This is a genomic window from Mycobacterium asiaticum (assembly GCF_001673315.1).
Taxonomy (GTDB): Bacteria; Actinomycetota; Actinomycetes; order Mycobacteriales; family Mycobacteriaceae; genus Mycobacterium; species Mycobacterium asiaticum_B.
This window is the reverse complement of the sequence record NZ_LZLQ01000058.1, coordinates 1-14,495: the sequence shown is the minus strand read 5'-3', so window position 1 is coordinate 14,495 and position 14,495 is coordinate 1. Positions and strand designations below refer to the sequence as shown.

General features: G+C 64.6%; 12 protein-coding genes and 2 pseudogenes. 9 read left to right on the top strand and 5 right to left on the bottom strand.

Annotation, left to right across the window (positions count from 1 at the left end; all coding sequences use genetic code 11):
- Positions 1 to 205 precede the first annotated feature (205 nt).
- The 3 genes from A5636_RS08615 to A5636_RS25340 are packed head-to-tail and all read left to right on the top strand — an operon-like array spanning position 206 to position 2,568.
- The gene (locus A5636_RS08615) at positions 206 to 1,177 is read left to right on the top strand and encodes a metal-dependent hydrolase (RefSeq protein WP_081287683.1); all 972 of its coding nucleotides are present in this window, start codon (positions 206 to 208) and stop codon (positions 1,175 to 1,177) included.
- Positions 1,178 to 1,185: 8 nt separating this feature from the next.
- Entirely contained in the window at positions 1,186 to 1,362 is a 177-nt protein-coding gene (locus tag A5636_RS25345; protein ID WP_253900538.1) for a ferredoxin, read from the top strand.
- A gap of 3 nt (positions 1,363 to 1,365) precedes the next feature.
- Positions 1,366 to 2,568, top strand: a complete 1,203-nt coding sequence (locus A5636_RS25340; protein ID WP_081287681.1) for an NAD(P)/FAD-dependent oxidoreductase — start codon at positions 1,366 to 1,368, stop codon at positions 2,566 to 2,568.
- Positions 2,569 to 2,631: 63 nt separating this feature from the next.
- On the opposite strand, the pseudogene A5636_RS08595 reads toward A5636_RS25340, so the two are convergent.
- Together A5636_RS08595 and A5636_RS08590 are read right to left on the bottom strand one after the other, a co-directional pair.
- Positions 2,632 to 4,056 (bottom strand): annotated as a pseudogene (locus tag A5636_RS08595) (FAD-dependent monooxygenase); the annotation flags it as partial.
- Positions 4,053 to 4,454, bottom strand: a complete 402-nt coding sequence (locus A5636_RS08590) for a hypothetical protein (RefSeq protein ID WP_065158255.1) — start codon at positions 4,452 to 4,454, stop codon at positions 4,053 to 4,055. The pseudogene A5636_RS08595 and the gene A5636_RS08590, both read right to left, overlap by 4 nt.
- 91 nt (positions 4,455 to 4,545) lie before the next feature.
- On the opposite strand from A5636_RS08590, the gene A5636_RS08585 reads away from it, so the two are divergent.
- Positions 4,546 to 5,106, top strand: coding sequence for a TetR/AcrR family transcriptional regulator (locus A5636_RS08585; protein WP_065158254.1), 561 nt, complete (start codon positions 4,546 to 4,548; stop codon positions 5,104 to 5,106).
- 44 nt (positions 5,107 to 5,150) lie between these two features.
- On the opposite strand, the gene A5636_RS08580 is transcribed toward A5636_RS08585, so the two are convergent.
- Together A5636_RS08580 and A5636_RS08575 are read right to left on the bottom strand one after the other, a co-directional pair.
- Positions 5,151 to 6,605 (bottom strand): flavin-containing monooxygenase, encoded by a 1,455-nt coding sequence (locus tag A5636_RS08580; RefSeq protein WP_065158253.1) that lies wholly within the window; start codon positions 6,603 to 6,605, stop codon positions 5,151 to 5,153.
- Entirely contained in the window at positions 6,602 to 7,165 is a 564-nt protein-coding gene (locus tag A5636_RS08575) for a PadR family transcriptional regulator (protein ID WP_065158322.1), read from the bottom strand. The genes A5636_RS08580 and A5636_RS08575 overlap by 4 nt, the downstream gene beginning before the upstream one ends.
- Positions 7,166 to 7,222: 57 nt before the next feature.
- Here A5636_RS08575 and A5636_RS08570 point away from each other — a divergent pair, with 57 nt between their 5' ends.
- Positions 7,223 to 7,717, top strand: a complete 495-nt coding sequence (locus tag A5636_RS08570; RefSeq protein WP_081287680.1) for a nuclear transport factor 2 family protein — start codon at positions 7,223 to 7,225, stop codon at positions 7,715 to 7,717.
- Between the two features lie 2 nt (positions 7,718 to 7,719).
- A complete protein-coding gene (locus A5636_RS08565) occupies positions 7,720 to 8,760 on the top strand; it encodes an LLM class F420-dependent oxidoreductase (protein WP_065158252.1) in 1,041 nt (346 codons plus the stop codon).
- Between the two features lie 9 nt (positions 8,761 to 8,769).
- Here the strand turns inward: A5636_RS08565 and A5636_RS08560 are convergent, their stop codons facing one another.
- The gene (locus A5636_RS08560; protein ID WP_065158251.1) at positions 8,770 to 9,324 is read right to left on the bottom strand and encodes a TetR/AcrR family transcriptional regulator; all 555 of its coding nucleotides are present in this window, start codon (positions 9,322 to 9,324) and stop codon (positions 8,770 to 8,772) included.
- 168 nt (positions 9,325 to 9,492) lie between these two features.
- Here A5636_RS08560 and A5636_RS08555 point away from each other — a divergent pair, with 168 nt between their 5' ends.
- The 3 genes and pseudogenes from A5636_RS08555 to A5636_RS08540 all read left to right on the top strand — a co-directional run.
- A complete protein-coding gene (locus tag A5636_RS08555) occupies positions 9,493 to 10,707 on the top strand; it encodes a cytochrome P450 (RefSeq protein ID WP_065158250.1) in 1,215 nt (404 codons plus the stop codon).
- A 120-nt stretch (positions 10,708 to 10,827) separates the two neighbouring features.
- Positions 10,828 to 14,094 carry a formate dehydrogenase gene (fdh, locus tag A5636_RS08545; protein ID WP_081287688.1) on the top strand — a complete coding sequence of 1,089 codons (3,267 nt, stop codon included), beginning with the start codon at positions 10,828 to 10,830 and terminating at the stop codon, positions 14,092 to 14,094.
- Positions 14,094 to 14,435 (top strand): annotated as a pseudogene (locus tag A5636_RS08540) (4Fe-4S dicluster domain-containing protein); the annotation flags it as partial. The gene fdh and the pseudogene A5636_RS08540, both read left to right, overlap by 1 nt.
- Between the last annotated feature and the right edge of the window lie 60 nt (positions 14,436 to 14,495).

Below are 14,495 nucleotides of genomic sequence, written 5' to 3'. Positions count from 1 at the left end.
GCTTCACCAGTGGTGTCGGACGCCGAGCAGCCGCCGCTCAACCGCCCTGTTGGACCCGCATCGACTGATCTGACAGGAAATCCACAGAAATGTGGTGAGCCCGGCACGTTACGACGCCGTGGGTGTGGGTACTAGAAGAGTGAACAGTTGTTCGCGGGGTAGCGCGGTGCAACCCGAGTTCCCCTCGTTCAGTGGAAGGGGATTTATGCCGCAGGTCGCACTTCATCACGATGGACACCCCAAATATCGCCGCATGGTCCGCTTCGATTGGTCGGACACGCCCCTGCACTGGGTGCCGGACGACCCGTTCTCGACCCACATGATCAACGTCCTGCACTTGCTGCTGCCCGAAGGTGAGCGGCACTTCATCAAGGCCGTGCTGGAAGCATCATCGCTGGTCGACGACCCAGAGTTGGAGGCGGCGATCAAACCGTTCATCCAACAGGAGTCCTGGCACGCCTGGGCGCATCAGGTAGTGCTGGACCACCTCGCCGAACAGGGCATCGACACCAAGCCGTATACCGAGCGGCTCCGCAAAATGTTGTCGGCGGCGCTGGGGGACCCACCAAAATTCTTTCCGCCGGTGCTGGAGCGGTGGTGGTTGTATCGGCGGCTGGCCGATGTGGCCGCATTGGAGCATTTCACCGCGATGCTGGGCGAATGGGTGCTGACCAACAAAGGGCTGGACTACGCGCGTGCCGACCCGATGATGCTAGATCTGCTGCGCTGGCACGGCGCAGAAGAAGTCGAGCACCGGTCGTTGGTCTTCGACGTCTACCAGCACGTATGCGGAAACTACTTCATCAGAGCGTTCTCCATGTTGACGACCGCGCCGTTGTTTATCGGCTGGTGGGTCGCCGGAGCCCGCTACCTGATGAGCAATGACCCGACGATCGACGGAAAGTGGCGCTGGCGTGACTGGTGGCGCGCGGCGCGGGAGTACAAGCTACCCGGTCCATGGAAGCTGATCGTGACGACGCCCGTGCGGTATATGCGACCCAGCCATCACCCCAGTACCGAAGCGTCCACGCAGATGGCGGTCGACTACCTGAATTACTCGCCGGTGGCCAAAGCCGCCCGCGAGCGCGCGCGCTCCCAGGCAAGCTCCGGTGGGCCCGAAAACCCAGATGGCATCCAGAGTTCCGAGGCGGGAACGGAAAGGGCTGCAGTTCGATGAGGGTCTCAGTGGATCTTGACACCTGCGACGGTAACGGCGTCTGCATGAGCCTCTGCCACGAGGTTTTCGACGTGCAAGAAGATGGACTCCATCTGCTCCAGGAGCAGCCGCGGGCCGATCTGCGCAGAGAGGTGATAGCCGCCGAAGTGTCCTGCCCCACCCAGGCGATCACGGTGAAGGACTGACCGATGCCGACCGCTCTCAAACAGGTGGTGGTGGTCGGCGCGGGTGTCGCCGGCACGAGAGCCGCCGAGACACTCAGGCAGGACGGTTTTGATGGCGAGCTCACCATCGTGGGCGCCGAACGCCACGCGCCGTATCACCGTCCGCCGCTATCGAAGAAGTTGCTCAGCGGAAAAGTGCATCGCGCCGGAATCGACATGGCGCCGCAGTTCGAAATGGAGGCCACGGTGTTGCGCGGCGCGGCCGCGCTCGCGTTGGACTTGTCCTCGCGTACTGTCCAGGTCCGCGACGGTGACGACGAATTAGCCTTGCATTTCGACGGTTTGGTGATCGCCAGCGGTGCGGTTCCCCGCGAATGGCCCGATGGGCCCGTGCCCGACGGGGTGCTCTTGCTCCGCACCGTCGAGGATTGTCTGGCCATCCGGGAACGGCTCGGTTCGCGTCCGCGGGTCGTTATCGTCGGTGGCGGATTCATCGGTGCCGAGGTCGCTGCGACCTGCCGGGAGGTCGGGCTCGACGTCGTGTTGGTCGAGCGTTCCGCCAACCTACTGCTAGGTGCGCTGGGCGAAGAGTTGGCACCACGCTGGGCCGACCTGCACCGCCAGCACGGCGTGGATCTGCGGATCGATGTCGGTGTTGACGGATTCGTGGGTAATGGGCGGGTCGAAGCGGTCCGCCTCAGCGACGGCTCGCAGGTGCCTGCAGATCTTGTCGTCGTCGGACTGGGCGTCACCCCGGCCACCGACTGGCTGGACGGTTCGGGACTGGGTGTCGAAGACGGAGTCGTCTGCGATGCCACCGGGACGGTAGAAGGGGGAACCGGCATCGTCGCCGCGGGCGACGTCGCCTCCTGGTGGCACCCGCTGTACGAGCGGCACCTTCGCATCGAACACTGGGACCACGCGGCCCGGCAGGGCGCGGCTGCGGCTCGAACGCTGTTGGCCGGTCGCGAGCATGCGCAGGAGTACCGGGAAGTGCCCTACTTCTGGTCCGACCAGTATGACGTCAAGGTCCAAATGTTAGGTGTGCCAACCGATTACGATGCGTTGGAAATCGTCGAAGGCGACCTGGACAGCTGGGAGTTCGTTGCCGCATACGGACGCGGCGGACAGACGATAGCGGTATTGGGGACGATTCCGGGGCGGGTGCACGACTATCGGGACGTCATCACCGAACGCGCGGCCTTCCCCCCGAAGCCGCCGGCGTAGCTGACGGACGACAAACCCCAGCGCTGGCCCACGTCGACCCACGTCGATCCGCGCCGGACCAGCCCACCGGGCCAGCGCCGCGTCCCAGCCAGACCGCTCAGTCGAATCACCGGCCCAGGTGATGTAGCCGTCTGGGCGCACCAACACAGCCGGACCGTCGTCAGCGCGTTCGGCCTGTTGTAGTCCGTTCGCATCGATCGGACCGGCACCGCGTTCGCGAATCAGCACGAATCCGGGTGCTGTCCGCTGAAGCTGGGTCAGCCGGCCCTGGGTCAACGGGATCTGGGTGGCGCGAGTGCCCACCAGCGGGTGGCCGCCACGGCCCCGGGCATAGCGCAAGGTGGTTCCCGCGAAGCTGCCCGCGACCGCGTCGCGGACCCGTGGGATGCCAAGTAGCCTCGGCGCGAGGAGGTTTCGCAGTCCCCGTGCGGTTCGCGGATGCAGTGTGACAGCCCTGGCCAGCATGCCGGACTGGAAAAGCACCCGCTTGGCGATCGGATGCCGTTCGTCGTGGTAGGTGTCCAGGACGGTGTCAGGGGCGCCGGCCAGGACCGCGTCGAGTTTCCACGCCAGGTTCGCCGCGTCCTGAATTCCGGTGTTCATGCCTTGCCCGCCCATCGGGGAGTGTACGTGTGCGGCGTCGCCGGCCAGGAACACCCGTCCATGCCGGTAACGGGTAACTTGTCTTTCCTCGCAATGGAATCGGGACTTCCAGCGCACCTCCAGCACGGTCGGGCCGGTATCCATGGCCTGGTTGAGGACAGTGACGATCTCGTCATCGGTGACAGGCTGGCTGTCGGATACCTGGTAGCCGCGGTCCCACGTCATGGCGCGATACCACGAGCCCGCGTCGTCGCGTCGCTGGTAAGGAGCCATGAACGCGAACGAGTTTCGGGTGCTGCCGACCTTCAAGCCGTCGCCCGCGGGCGGGTGCGCCACTTTTACATCGGCCAACACGATGGACGACAGAATGGTCTTGCCGGGAAAGTCGGCACCCACCAGCGCGCGAATGGTGCTGTGTGCTCCGTCGGCGCCGATCAAATACTTTGCGCGCCAGGAATCTCCGGCATTGGTGAGCACGCTGACACCGTCGCCGTCCTGTTGCAATCCGGTGACCTCGACGCCGCGTCGGATATCAGCGCCCTGCGCGACTGCGTACTCGCGCAGCGCAGCATCGACGTTGGTCTGAGGTGTGACCATCACGAACCTATAGGGCGAGTCGAGGTGGGTGAGGTCGATGCGTGCACCACCGAAAATCGTGACGCCAGGCGCCCGATGCGCATGGACCAACAGGTTCTCGGTGAGCCCACGGGCGTCTAGCACTTCGAGCGTGCGTGCCATGACGGCGAACGCGCGACTCGCGGGGTTGACGCTGGGCCAACGTTCCAACACGGTGACTGATCGACCGGCCCGGGCTATGTCACCCGCCGCGGTGAGCCCGGTGGGTCCGGCGCCCACGATCAGCACGTCGACGTCACGTGTGCTCATTTCGCTACCGCCTCGGGGTACCAGCGGCGGATGTCGTCGGGAGTGGACTGGGCCGCGTAGTTGAAGACGAAACGACAGTCGGGTTGCGTGACGTGCGCGGCGTTGACGATCGCCTCGAACAGCAACGTGTTGCTCGCGACCAGTCGTACTCCGGCGCCGATGAGCACCGCGTCGTACCGGTTTGCCTGCAGCCATTGACTGGCCTTTTCGGCGCCGTCTTCGCCGAAGCCGATCAGGCAGTTGTCCACGTGGTAGCCCGCAGCACGCAGGCCCGCCACGTTCTGGTCGTTGGCGGCACGCAATGCCTCCCTGGTCAGTCCGGGGAACTGCGCGAAGTCCGGTGATGAGTAGTCGATCACCTCGGGGTCGAGACCGATCTGGATGGCGGTGATGGGCATGGCCGACCTCCCTGACGAGTTCAACAACTGTTGAAGTCGACGGTAGACCCGGTGGCTGGCTGTGTCAACAGTTGTTGAATACACTGCTGGGATGCCAGCGAAAACACGTGACGGCGAGGCCACTCGAGCGACCATCCTGGCGACGGCGCGCGCGCAATTCGGCGACCACGGCTTCGAACGCACGACCATCCGGTCGGTCGCATCGGCCGCGGGGGTGGACCCGGCGCTGGTCATGCATTACTTCGGCAGCAAAGCCGAATTGTTCGCTGCGGCCTCACGATTCGACATCACATTCCCGGACCTACGCGGCATCGCACCCGACCGGCTGGCCGACCTGCTGCTGCCGATGTTCGTCTCGGTTTGGGGATCGGACGGGCCGTTCCTGCCGCTGCTGCGCGCTGCTGCGACCAATCGCGCCGCCGCGGACGCCATGCTCGAGGTATTCGTCGACCGGGTCGCGCCGGCCCTGGCCGCCGCAGTCCCCGATCGGCCGGCCGAGCGGGCCGCCCTGTTGGGATCGCAGGTGCTGGGATTGGCGACGGCGCGCTACATACTGCGCATCCCCGCGCTCGCCGACATGGACGATGCGACACTCACCGAATGGCTGCGCCCGGTGTTCGCGCACTACCTCACCGGTCCGGTCGGACTTTGATGCCGATGTGCTCGTGCACGCACCGAATGAAAGCGTCCCGACCCCTACCGGATGTGAAAATCCGTCAGTTCCGGTGACGCCAACATGGCGGTGAGCGTCGCACGACCATACGGCCACAAATCGATCGTCTTGTCGTCGGTGAGGTACCACGAGTTGCAGCCGGTGTTCCACACCGTGGGCGTCATGGCAACTGCCACAGCGTCATTGAACGCGTCGGTCGCCTCCTGGGTCACCTCGATCGAGGTGGCCGTGCCATCGCTCAGCATGCCGAGGAATCGTGCGACGTAGTCGGCGGATCGTTCCGCCGAATACTGCAAGGAGATGGATCCGGTGGGCGAGTTCGGGCCCAGGATGGTGAAAAGATTGGGAAAGCCTGGAATTGCCGTCATCCGATAAGCCTTCGGCCCATCCGTCCACGCCTCGTCGAGGGTAAGACCGTTTCGGCCGGTGATCTTCATCGGCCGCATGTAGTTGTGCGGCTGGAAGCCGGTGGCCAGCACGATGACATCGGCAGGGCGATGACGACCGTCCGCGGTCCGAATCCCACTCGGAGTCACTTCGCCAATCGCGTCCGTGACCAACTCCGCGTTGGCGGATTGGATTGCACGATAATATGTTTCGGACACAACCTGGCGTTTGCACAGCGGTTCGTAATCCGGCGTCAGCTTCTGGCGGAGCGCGGGATCTCGAACCTGCAGACGCAGGCACAGCCGGGCATAACCTTGCACGGCGCGGCGCCGCCAGGATGGCCGAGTCGTGACGTCGGCAAGCAGCCCGGATGCCCGCAGCAGTATCTGGTACAGCCGGTCATGAGCACCCGGGAAGCGCTGCAGCGCCGAACCGACAACGGCGCTCTGGCGCAACGACATCGGCGCCCACAGAATCCACTGTGGGGAACGAACGTAGTGGGTGATCGACGCGGCACGGGGCTGCAGGGCAGACACGATCTGCACGCCGGTGGAGCCCGTGCCGATGACGGCGATGTGCTTGACGTCGGTGACCACGCCGTCGTCCCAACGTGCGGTGTGCACCGTCGCGCCGGCGAACTCACCGAGACCGGGGATGTCGGGTACCGCTGGATGATGCAGCACGCCGGTGGCGCAGACGACGACGTCCGCGCCGAGGTGCTGCCCGGTTGCGGTAGTAAGCGTCCAGTCAGATGTGCCCTCGTCCCACTGCGCCGCAACGACTTCGGTGTTCAGCCGAATCCGTTTGTCGAGTCCGAGCGATTCGACCACGGCCCGGTGGTAACGCTGAATGTCGCGCCCGTTGGCGAAAATGTGGGACCAGTCGGGTTTCGGAGCGAACCCGAACTGATAAAGCTGCGACGGTACGTCACAGGTCAGCCCGGGGTAGCGGTTCCAGTGCCACACCCCGCCCACGTCTGTGGCCTTCTCCAACACCGTCACGTCGGAAAAGCCACGGCGGGTGAAGACGTGCAGGGCGGTTATCCCGGCGAGGCCGGCGCCGATGATGACGACGCGTGGCTCTCGCCTCATGCGCGCGCCGGTAGGCGGCGTTCGATGATCGTCAACGCGTGCTCGGCCCAACGGATGTTCTCCTGTTCGAACGAAATGCCGCGCAGCAGCGTCAGGTACGGACCCACCCGTTCAGCTTGAGCCACGTAGGCGTCCTCGGTACGACCGTCGAGCAGGCGATTGCGCAGTCGCTCGTAGCGTTCGAGTTTGACCGTGGCCCACTGCAGGCGTTCGGTGATGTAGTCACGAACGGCGTGGGCGTCCCCCGCGTCGGCGGCGGCAACCTTGACCATCAGCTCATCGCGGATCGCCGAAGGTCTCGGCGGTTGGGCGGTGAATTGCTGGATCGCGTCGCGGCCCGCGGCGGTCAGCGAGTACATCCGCTTGTTCGGCCGACGCTCCTGGTGCACCACCCGTGCTTGGATCAGACCCTGCTCGGAAAGCCGGTCGAGTTCGCGATACAGCTGCTGGGGGGTGGCCATCCAGAAGTTGGCGACCGACGCGTCGAACTCTTTGGCCAGGTCGTATCCGGAGTACTCACCCTCTAAAAGTGCGGCCAGCACGGCGTCACGGAGCGACATCGGCCGATCGTACAACGACACACCTATTCAACAAAGTGATTATTTGCCTATGGACATATGCCCAGGCACGCTCTAGCGTCGATCGCGACCACTCACCTTATTGACCATGCGAGGTTTTTCGTGAGCTCCAAGCATCCCTTCCGGAAAGCGGTGGAAGAGCAGGACGAGGCGACCATCCAGGCGATGCTTGCCGAGGACGTCGTCTTCACCAGTCCGGTGGCGTTCAAGCCGTATGAAGGCAAGCCGATCACCGCGGCGATCCTGCGCGGCGTGCTGCGCGTGTTCGAAGACTTCCGGTATATCCGCGAAATCCATGACGAGAACGGTCGCGACCACGCGTTCTTGTTCGAAACAATGGTTGCCGGAAAGAAGATCACCGGCTGTGACTTCCTGCACTTCAACGAGGACGGGTTGATCGACGACTTCATGGTGATGGTGCGTCCGTTGTCCGGCGCCACGGCGTTGTCGGAGGCGATGGGCGCTCAATTCGAGCGCATCCAGCAGGAGGCGGCCGAGTTCGCCGCTGCCGCAGCGCAAGTGCAGGTGGGCTGATCATGCGAATCGGTTTGGGAATCAACTACGCCGGTGGCTTCAGGGAAGTGGCTGCCGAGGTGGCCGACCTGGAACGTGCCGGGTTAGACATCGTTTTCGTCCCCGAGGCGTACTCGTTCGATGCGGTCAGCGCACTGGGTTATCTGGCGGCCAGCACCGAAGCCGTCGAGCTGGCCTCGGGAATTCTGCAGCTCTACACCCGAACGCCCACCCTCACCGCGATGACGGCCGCCGGTCTCGACTACGTCTCCGACGGCCGGTTCACCCTCGGCTTGGGCGCGTCGGGGCCACAAGTCATCGAGGGTTTCCATGGGGTGCCCTACGGCGCCCCGATCGCGCGCACCCGGGAAGTCATCGAGATCTGCCGTCAGGTGTGGCGCCGCGAGACGGTGCAGTACCAGGGGTCGCACTACACGATCCCGTTGCCCGCCGCGCGCGGCACCGGTTTGGGAAAACCGCTCAAACTGATCAATCACCCAGTCCGGCAACGCATTCCAATTCTCGTTGCGGCGCTCGGCCCGAAGAATGTGGAACTGGCCGCCGAGTTGGCCGAGGGCTGGCAGCCGATCTTCTTTCTGCCGGAGAAGGCGCAAGAAGTGTGGGGCGACGCCTTGGCCAGCGGCCGGGCCAAGCGCGATGTGGCACTTGGTGAGCTGGAGGTCTACGCCGGTCCGACGCTGGCCATCGGTGAAAACGTCGAGCCGCTACGCGAATTCGTCAAGCCGCATCTGGCGTTGTACATCGGCGGCATGGGTGCCAAGGGCAAGAACTTCTATCACACGCTGGCCACCAAGTACGGGTACGGTCCGCAAGCCGACCGGATCCAGGAGCTATACCTGGCCGGAGACAAAGACGGTGCGGCCAAGGTGGTTCCGGACGATTTGGTGCGGGACGTCAACCTGATTGGATCCCGCGAGTTCGTCAAAGAGCGGATCGCGGCCTACCGCGAGGCCGGTGTCACCACGTTGAACGTGGTGCCCATCGCCGGCACGGCCGGTGAGCGGATCAAGCTGGTCGAAACGCTGCGCGAACTGGTCGACTGACACCGGGATTCATAGCTTGCCGATGTAGGAAGGGCCAAGAAAGCGTTCCACGAGAGCGCGTTCGGCCGCGGGGTCCTTGAGCGGCCAGCACCACAACGCCAGGAAAACCCGGATCAGCCACTGCGTGGCCAGCGGATCGGGGTCGTCTTCACCGAGCATTTCCGCCGCCAGGCGGGTGACGACTGGCGAGGTGGTCAGCCATTCGTTGCCCGGCCCCATCTGCATCGGCCGCATGAGATGCGACAACGGATCGGAGTGGATGCGTCGCAGCGCCTCGATGGTTGCGGTCACCACCCGGTCCGGACCCGTCAGATCCTGGATGGCGTTGCGCACTTCTTCGAGGATTCGCGCGGCCTGAATGCTGACAACGGCGTCGCGGATTGCCGACTTGCCCCCGGCATGGCGGTAGATAGTCGCAGGCGAGCAGTGCACCTTGGCCGCGAGCGACTCGATGGTGAACGCGTCGTATCCGCGTTGGGAGATGAGGTCGAGCGCTGCGGCATGAATTCGTTCAGCGGCTTCATCGCGACGGTCCCGTCCCAATAACCAGTCGTTCTGCGCCATCTGATCGGGTTCCTCGCAGCGTGAGAATTCTAGTCACCTTTTTCTCAGACTAATCCGCTGGTGAAGGTGTGTACACGAATTCGAGCACGCCTGACGTAGCCGCGAGCCGCTCATCAACTTGGCGGCGGAGTATTGACGCTGGTCGCGACCCCCTTCAGCCTGGGTTCCATGGCAGTCCTGACACGTCCGAATGTCTTCTTCGGCCCCGAGGCACTGCAGGATCCCTACCCGCTGTACGACCGGATGCGCGCCGAGGCGGCGGTGCACCGGATCGGCGATTCGACGTTTTACGCCGTGTGCGGCTGGGACGCTTTGATCGATGCCGTCAACCGGGTGGAGGACTTTTCGTCGAACCTCACCGCGACCATGGTCTATCACCAGGACGGAACGGTCACAGCGTTCGACCTGTTCGAGGCGGGCAGTCCAAGCAACGCATTGGCCACCGCCGACGATCCAGCTCACGCGGTGCACCGAAAATTGTTGCTGCCGCACCTATCCGCCAAGCGCATCCGCACCATCGAAGATTTCGCCTCGCACACCGCGGGTCGCTTGTGGCAGGAGAACCTGCGCGACGGACAGATCGAGTGGATGAGCGCGATCGCCAACCGGTTGCCCATGATGGTGGTCGCCAAACTGCTGGGTCTGCCGGCCGCTGATGTCGACGATCTGATTCGGCTCGGGTTCGCCACCACCACACTGTTGGACGGACTAGTGACGCCGGAACAGCTAGCCGAGGCCGGTGCCGCGGCATTCGAGCTGGCGAGTTACGTTCTGAAACATTTCGAAACCACTTGTGCCACAGAAGAAACCGGGCTAATCGCCGACATGGCCGAGCGGTGTGCGTCTGGCGAGGTGGATCAGTCGGTGGCGATGAACATCATGCTCACGCTGTTCAGCGCCGCCGGTGAATCCACCGCTTCACTACTGGGAAGCGCCGCGTGGATTCTTGCCGAACGTCCCGAAATTCAAGAACAGTTGCGCGCCGACCCCACACTGTTGAACGCCTTCATCGAGGAAGTGCTGCGCTTCGAACCGCCGTTTCGTGGCCACTATCGCCACGTGTGGCGGGACACGACGCTGGGTGGCGTGCACGTGCCGGCCGACGCGCACCTGTTGCTGATGTGGGGCGCGGCGAACCGCGATCCCGCACATTTCGACGCACCAGAGGAATTCCGCCTCGATCGCAGTGGCGGCAAGACGCACGTGGCTTTCGGCAGGGGCGCACACTTTTGCGTCGGTGCCGCGCTCGCCCGGTTGGAGGCCCGAATTGCGTTGCGGATGTTGCTAGAACGCACCCAGTGGATCGAGGCAAAGGCGGTCGGGGATTGGCTGCCCAGCATTCTGGTCCGGCGACTGGACCGCCTGCAGCTGGCCGTCGCATAACTAGCGGCAAGCGTCCGTTCAGCTCGTGCAGGTATCGAATTCAATGGAGACAGAAACGAACCACACGCGTCGTTGGCGCGGGCCAGGCACCCACGGCATCGCCCCGCTAGGCTCGTGATCATGGGAATCGCCAGACTTTTCCTGGAATGGCCCGTGGTCCGGCAGTTGCGTTCCGGCGATGTGCTGGGTCGTGGACCTGCCGTCACCTCTAAACAGACCCGCGCTCTTGCCCCGCGCACGACGACAGCCGACCGGGTGGTGCAGAGCATCTGCCCGTACTGCGCGGTGGGTTGCGGGCAGCGGGTGTACGTCAAGGACGGCCGCGTCGTGCAGATCGAGGGTGACCCCGATTCGCCGGTGTCGCGCGGGCGGCTGTGCCCGAAAGGCTCGGCCAGCGAGCAGTTGGTCAACTCGCCGGGGCGACAAACCAAGATGCTCTACCGCGCGCCCCACGCCACCGAATGGCAGTCGCTGGACCTCGACACCGCCATCGACATGGTGGCCGATCGCTTCGTCGAAGCTCGCCGGCACGCCTGGCAGGACATTGACAACAAGGGCCATCCGCTACGGCGCACCTTGAAAATCGCCGCGCTGGGCGGAGCGACGCTGGACAACGAAGAGAACTACGTCATCAAGAAGCTGTTCACCGCCGCGGGCGCTATCCAGATCGAGAACCAAGCCCGCATTTGACACTCCTCCACAGTTCCCGGTCTGGGAACTTCCTTCGGGCGCGGCGGCGCCACCCAATCACTGCAAGACATGGCCAACGCGGACTGCATCGTTATCCAGGGCTCCAACATGGCCGAATGTCACCCCGTCGGCTATCAGTGGGTGGAAGAGGCTAGAGCCAAGGGCGCCAAGGTTATTCACGTCGACCCGCGGTTCACCCGTACGTCGGCGGTGTCCGACAGGCACATCGCGATCCGGGCCGGCTCGGACGTGGTGCTGCTGGGCGCACTGATCAATTACGTGATCAGCAACGAGCTGTGGTTCTCCGAATATGTGGTCGCCTATACCAACGCGGCAACCCTGATCAATGAGGACTTCCGCGACACTGAGGATCTGGGCGGGCTGTTCTCGGGCTTCGACCCTGAGACGGGACATTACGACCCGTCGACATGGGCCTACGCCGAACACGAGACCGACGGCGAACACGGCGCGAGTGCATCGGCCCGCGCCGCGGGTGACGACCACGGCAGTGGAGGTCCCCCACTCCTGCACGCGAACGTGCAGCGCGACGACACGCTGCAACACCCGCGGACGGTGTTCCAGATCGTCAAACGGCACTACGCCCGCTACACCCCGGAGATGGTGCGCGACGTGTGCGGCATCAGCGTCGAGGACTTCGACTACCTAGCCCGGGCCGTCACCCAGAACTCCAACCGCGAACGCACCACCTGTTTCGCCTACGCCGTCGGCTGGACCCAGCACACGCTCGGCGCCCAGTTCATCCGCGCCGCAACCATTTTGCAGTTGCTGCTGGGCAACATCGGCCGCCCGGGGGGCGGCATCATGGCGTTGCGCGGCCACGCCACCATCCAGGGCTCCACCGATATCCCGACGCTGTTCAACCTGCTGCCCGGTTATCTGCCGATGCCCAAAGCCGGCAGCCACGACACATTCGACGAGTATGTCGAGGCGGTTGGGCCTAAGCAACAGAAAGGATTCTGGGCCAACGCCGACGCATATCTGGTCAGCCTGCTCAAGGCGTGGTGGGGCGATGTGGCGCGGGAAGACAACAACTGGGCGTACGACTATCTGCCACGGTTGTCCGGTCCGCACGGCACCTATCAGACGGTGATGGCGATGCTTGAGGACGAGGTCGACGGGTACTTCCTGCTGGGGCAGAACCCGGCCGTCGGATCGGCGCACGGCCGGATGCAGCGGTTGGGCATGTCTCATCTGAAGTGGTTGGTGGTTCGCGACCTCAACTTGATCGAGTCGGCCACGTTCTGGAAGGACGGTCCTGAAATCGCGTCGGGAGAGTTGAAAACCGAGGACATCGCGACCGAGGTGTTCTTCTTCCCGGCCGCCACCCACGTCGAGAAGGCCGGCTCGTTCACCCAGACGCAACGGATGGTCCAATGGCGGCACCAGGCCGTAGACCCGCCGGGCGACTGCCAGAGCGAACTCCAATTCTTTGTGGAGTTGGGCCATCAAATCCGCCAACGACTGGCAGATTCAACCGACGAACGGGACCGCCCGCTGCTCGATCTCACCTGGGACTATCCCACCAACGAGCACGGCGAACCCGATTCTGAGGCGGTGCTGGCCGAGATCAACGGTTTTCAGCTCACCGGACCCGAAGCGGGCCGTCCGCTGTCCGGCTACCACGAACTGCGTGCCGACGGTTCGACGGCGTGCGGCTGCTGGATCTACTCGGGGGTGCGCGCCGACGGCGTCAACCAGGCCGCCCGCCGCGCCCCGCAGGGCGGACCGAGGCCGAACCAGTCCGAATGGGGTTGGGCGTGGCCGGCCGACCGGCGGATCCTGTACAACCGCGCGTCGGCCGACCCCGACGGCAAGCCGTGGAGCGAGCGCAAGCGCTATGTGTGGTGGGACCCCGAGGCGGGTCGGTGGCTCGGACATGATGTGCCCGACTTCCCGCCCGACCGCGCCCCGGACGCGCGACCCGACCCCGACGTCGGCGGACCCGAAGCTCTTGCCGGTGACGACCCGTTCATCATGCAAGCCGACGGAAAAGGCTGGCTGTTCGCGCCCAAGGGTCTGGTGGACGGTCCACTCCCCACTCACTACGAGCCGCAGGAGTCGCCGGTCGCGAACGCGCTCTACCCGCAGCAGCAGAGCCCGTCGCGAATCATGTTCCCGCGCAAGGACAATCTGTGGGCGCCGAGTGCCGGCGACCCGGGTGCCGGCGTATATCCGTACATCTTCACCACCTACCGGCTCACCGAGCACCACACGGCCGGCGGGATGAGCCGGTGGCTGCCCTACCTGTCCGAACTGCAGCCCGAGATGTTCTGTGAGGTATCGCCGGAACTCGCCGCCGAACGCGGCCTGGAGCCGTACGGGTGGGCCACGATCGTCTCGCCGCGAGCAGCGATCGAAGCCAAAGTGCTTGTCACCGAACGGATGACACCCCTGACGGTCGGCGGGCGCACCGTGCACCAGATCGGTCTGCCCTACCACTGGGGGGTGGGAAGCGACGCAGTGGTCAGCGGGGATGCGGCCAACGACCTGCTCGGCGTGGTGCTCGACCCCAATGTGCAGATCCAGGAATCCAAGGCCGGATCCTGTGACATCCGTCCCGGCCGGCGGCCCCAGGGTGAGGCGCTACTGCGCCTGATCGACGAGTATCAGTCACGGGCGGGTGTGACCGTCGAGACGGACAATATTCGGGTCACCGATCCGGAACGGGAGGGCTGATGGGTCAACTGACCGGACCTACCGACCCGACCTCGGACGCGCGGTGGCCACAGCCGCAGTCGCGGAAGGGCTTCTTCACCGACACCTCGATCTGTATCGGTTGCAAGGCCTGCGAGGTGGCGTGCAAGGAATGGAACCGCAACCCGCTGGACGGTGACTTAAGGATCCTGGGCTCGTCCTACGACAACACCGGGCACCTGGGCGCCAGCACCTGGCGCCACGTCGCGTTCATCGAACAAGGACGGGAGCGAATCGAGCAGGCCCGCGAATCCGGCCGGGCGCTGGTGAATTTGGGAATGCCGGGGCTGCCCGCGCCGCGGGACACGACCCCGCCCACCCCAAGGCATCATTAGGGGATAGCGCGTTAGGGGAATGTCAGGGTTACGGGGTTAAGGGGGCTA

Bases quoted from the DNA above. Each gene is read 5' to 3' on its own strand.
- A5636_RS08615 (WP_081287683.1), top strand. From the start codon at position 206: ATGCCGCAGGTCGCACTTCATCACGATGGACACCCCAAATATCGCCGC.
- A5636_RS25340 (WP_081287681.1), top strand. From the start codon at position 1,366: ATGCCGACCGCTCTCAAACAGGTGGTGGTGGTCGGCGCGGGTGTCGCC.
- A5636_RS08590 (WP_065158255.1), bottom strand. From the start codon at position 4,454: ATGCCCATCACCGCCATCCAGATCGGTCTCGACCCCGAGGTGATCGAC.
- A5636_RS08585 (WP_065158254.1), top strand. From the start codon at position 4,546: ATGCCAGCGAAAACACGTGACGGCGAGGCCACTCGAGCGACCATCCTG.
- A5636_RS08580 (WP_065158253.1), bottom strand. From the start codon at position 6,605: ATGAGGCGAGAGCCACGCGTCGTCATCATCGGCGCCGGCCTCGCCGGG.
- A5636_RS08575 (WP_065158322.1), bottom strand. From the start codon at position 7,165: ATGTCGCTCCGTGACGCCGTGCTGGCCGCACTTTTAGAGGGTGAGTAC.
- A5636_RS08570 (WP_081287680.1), top strand. From the start codon at position 7,223: ATGCCCAGGCACGCTCTAGCGTCGATCGCGACCACTCACCTTATTGAC.
- A5636_RS08565 (WP_065158252.1), top strand. From the start codon at position 7,720: ATGCGAATCGGTTTGGGAATCAACTACGCCGGTGGCTTCAGGGAAGTG.
- A5636_RS08560 (WP_065158251.1), bottom strand. From the start codon at position 9,324: ATGGCGCAGAACGACTGGTTATTGGGACGGGACCGTCGCGATGAAGCC.
- A5636_RS08555 (WP_065158250.1), top strand. From the start codon at position 9,493: ATGGCAGTCCTGACACGTCCGAATGTCTTCTTCGGCCCCGAGGCACTG.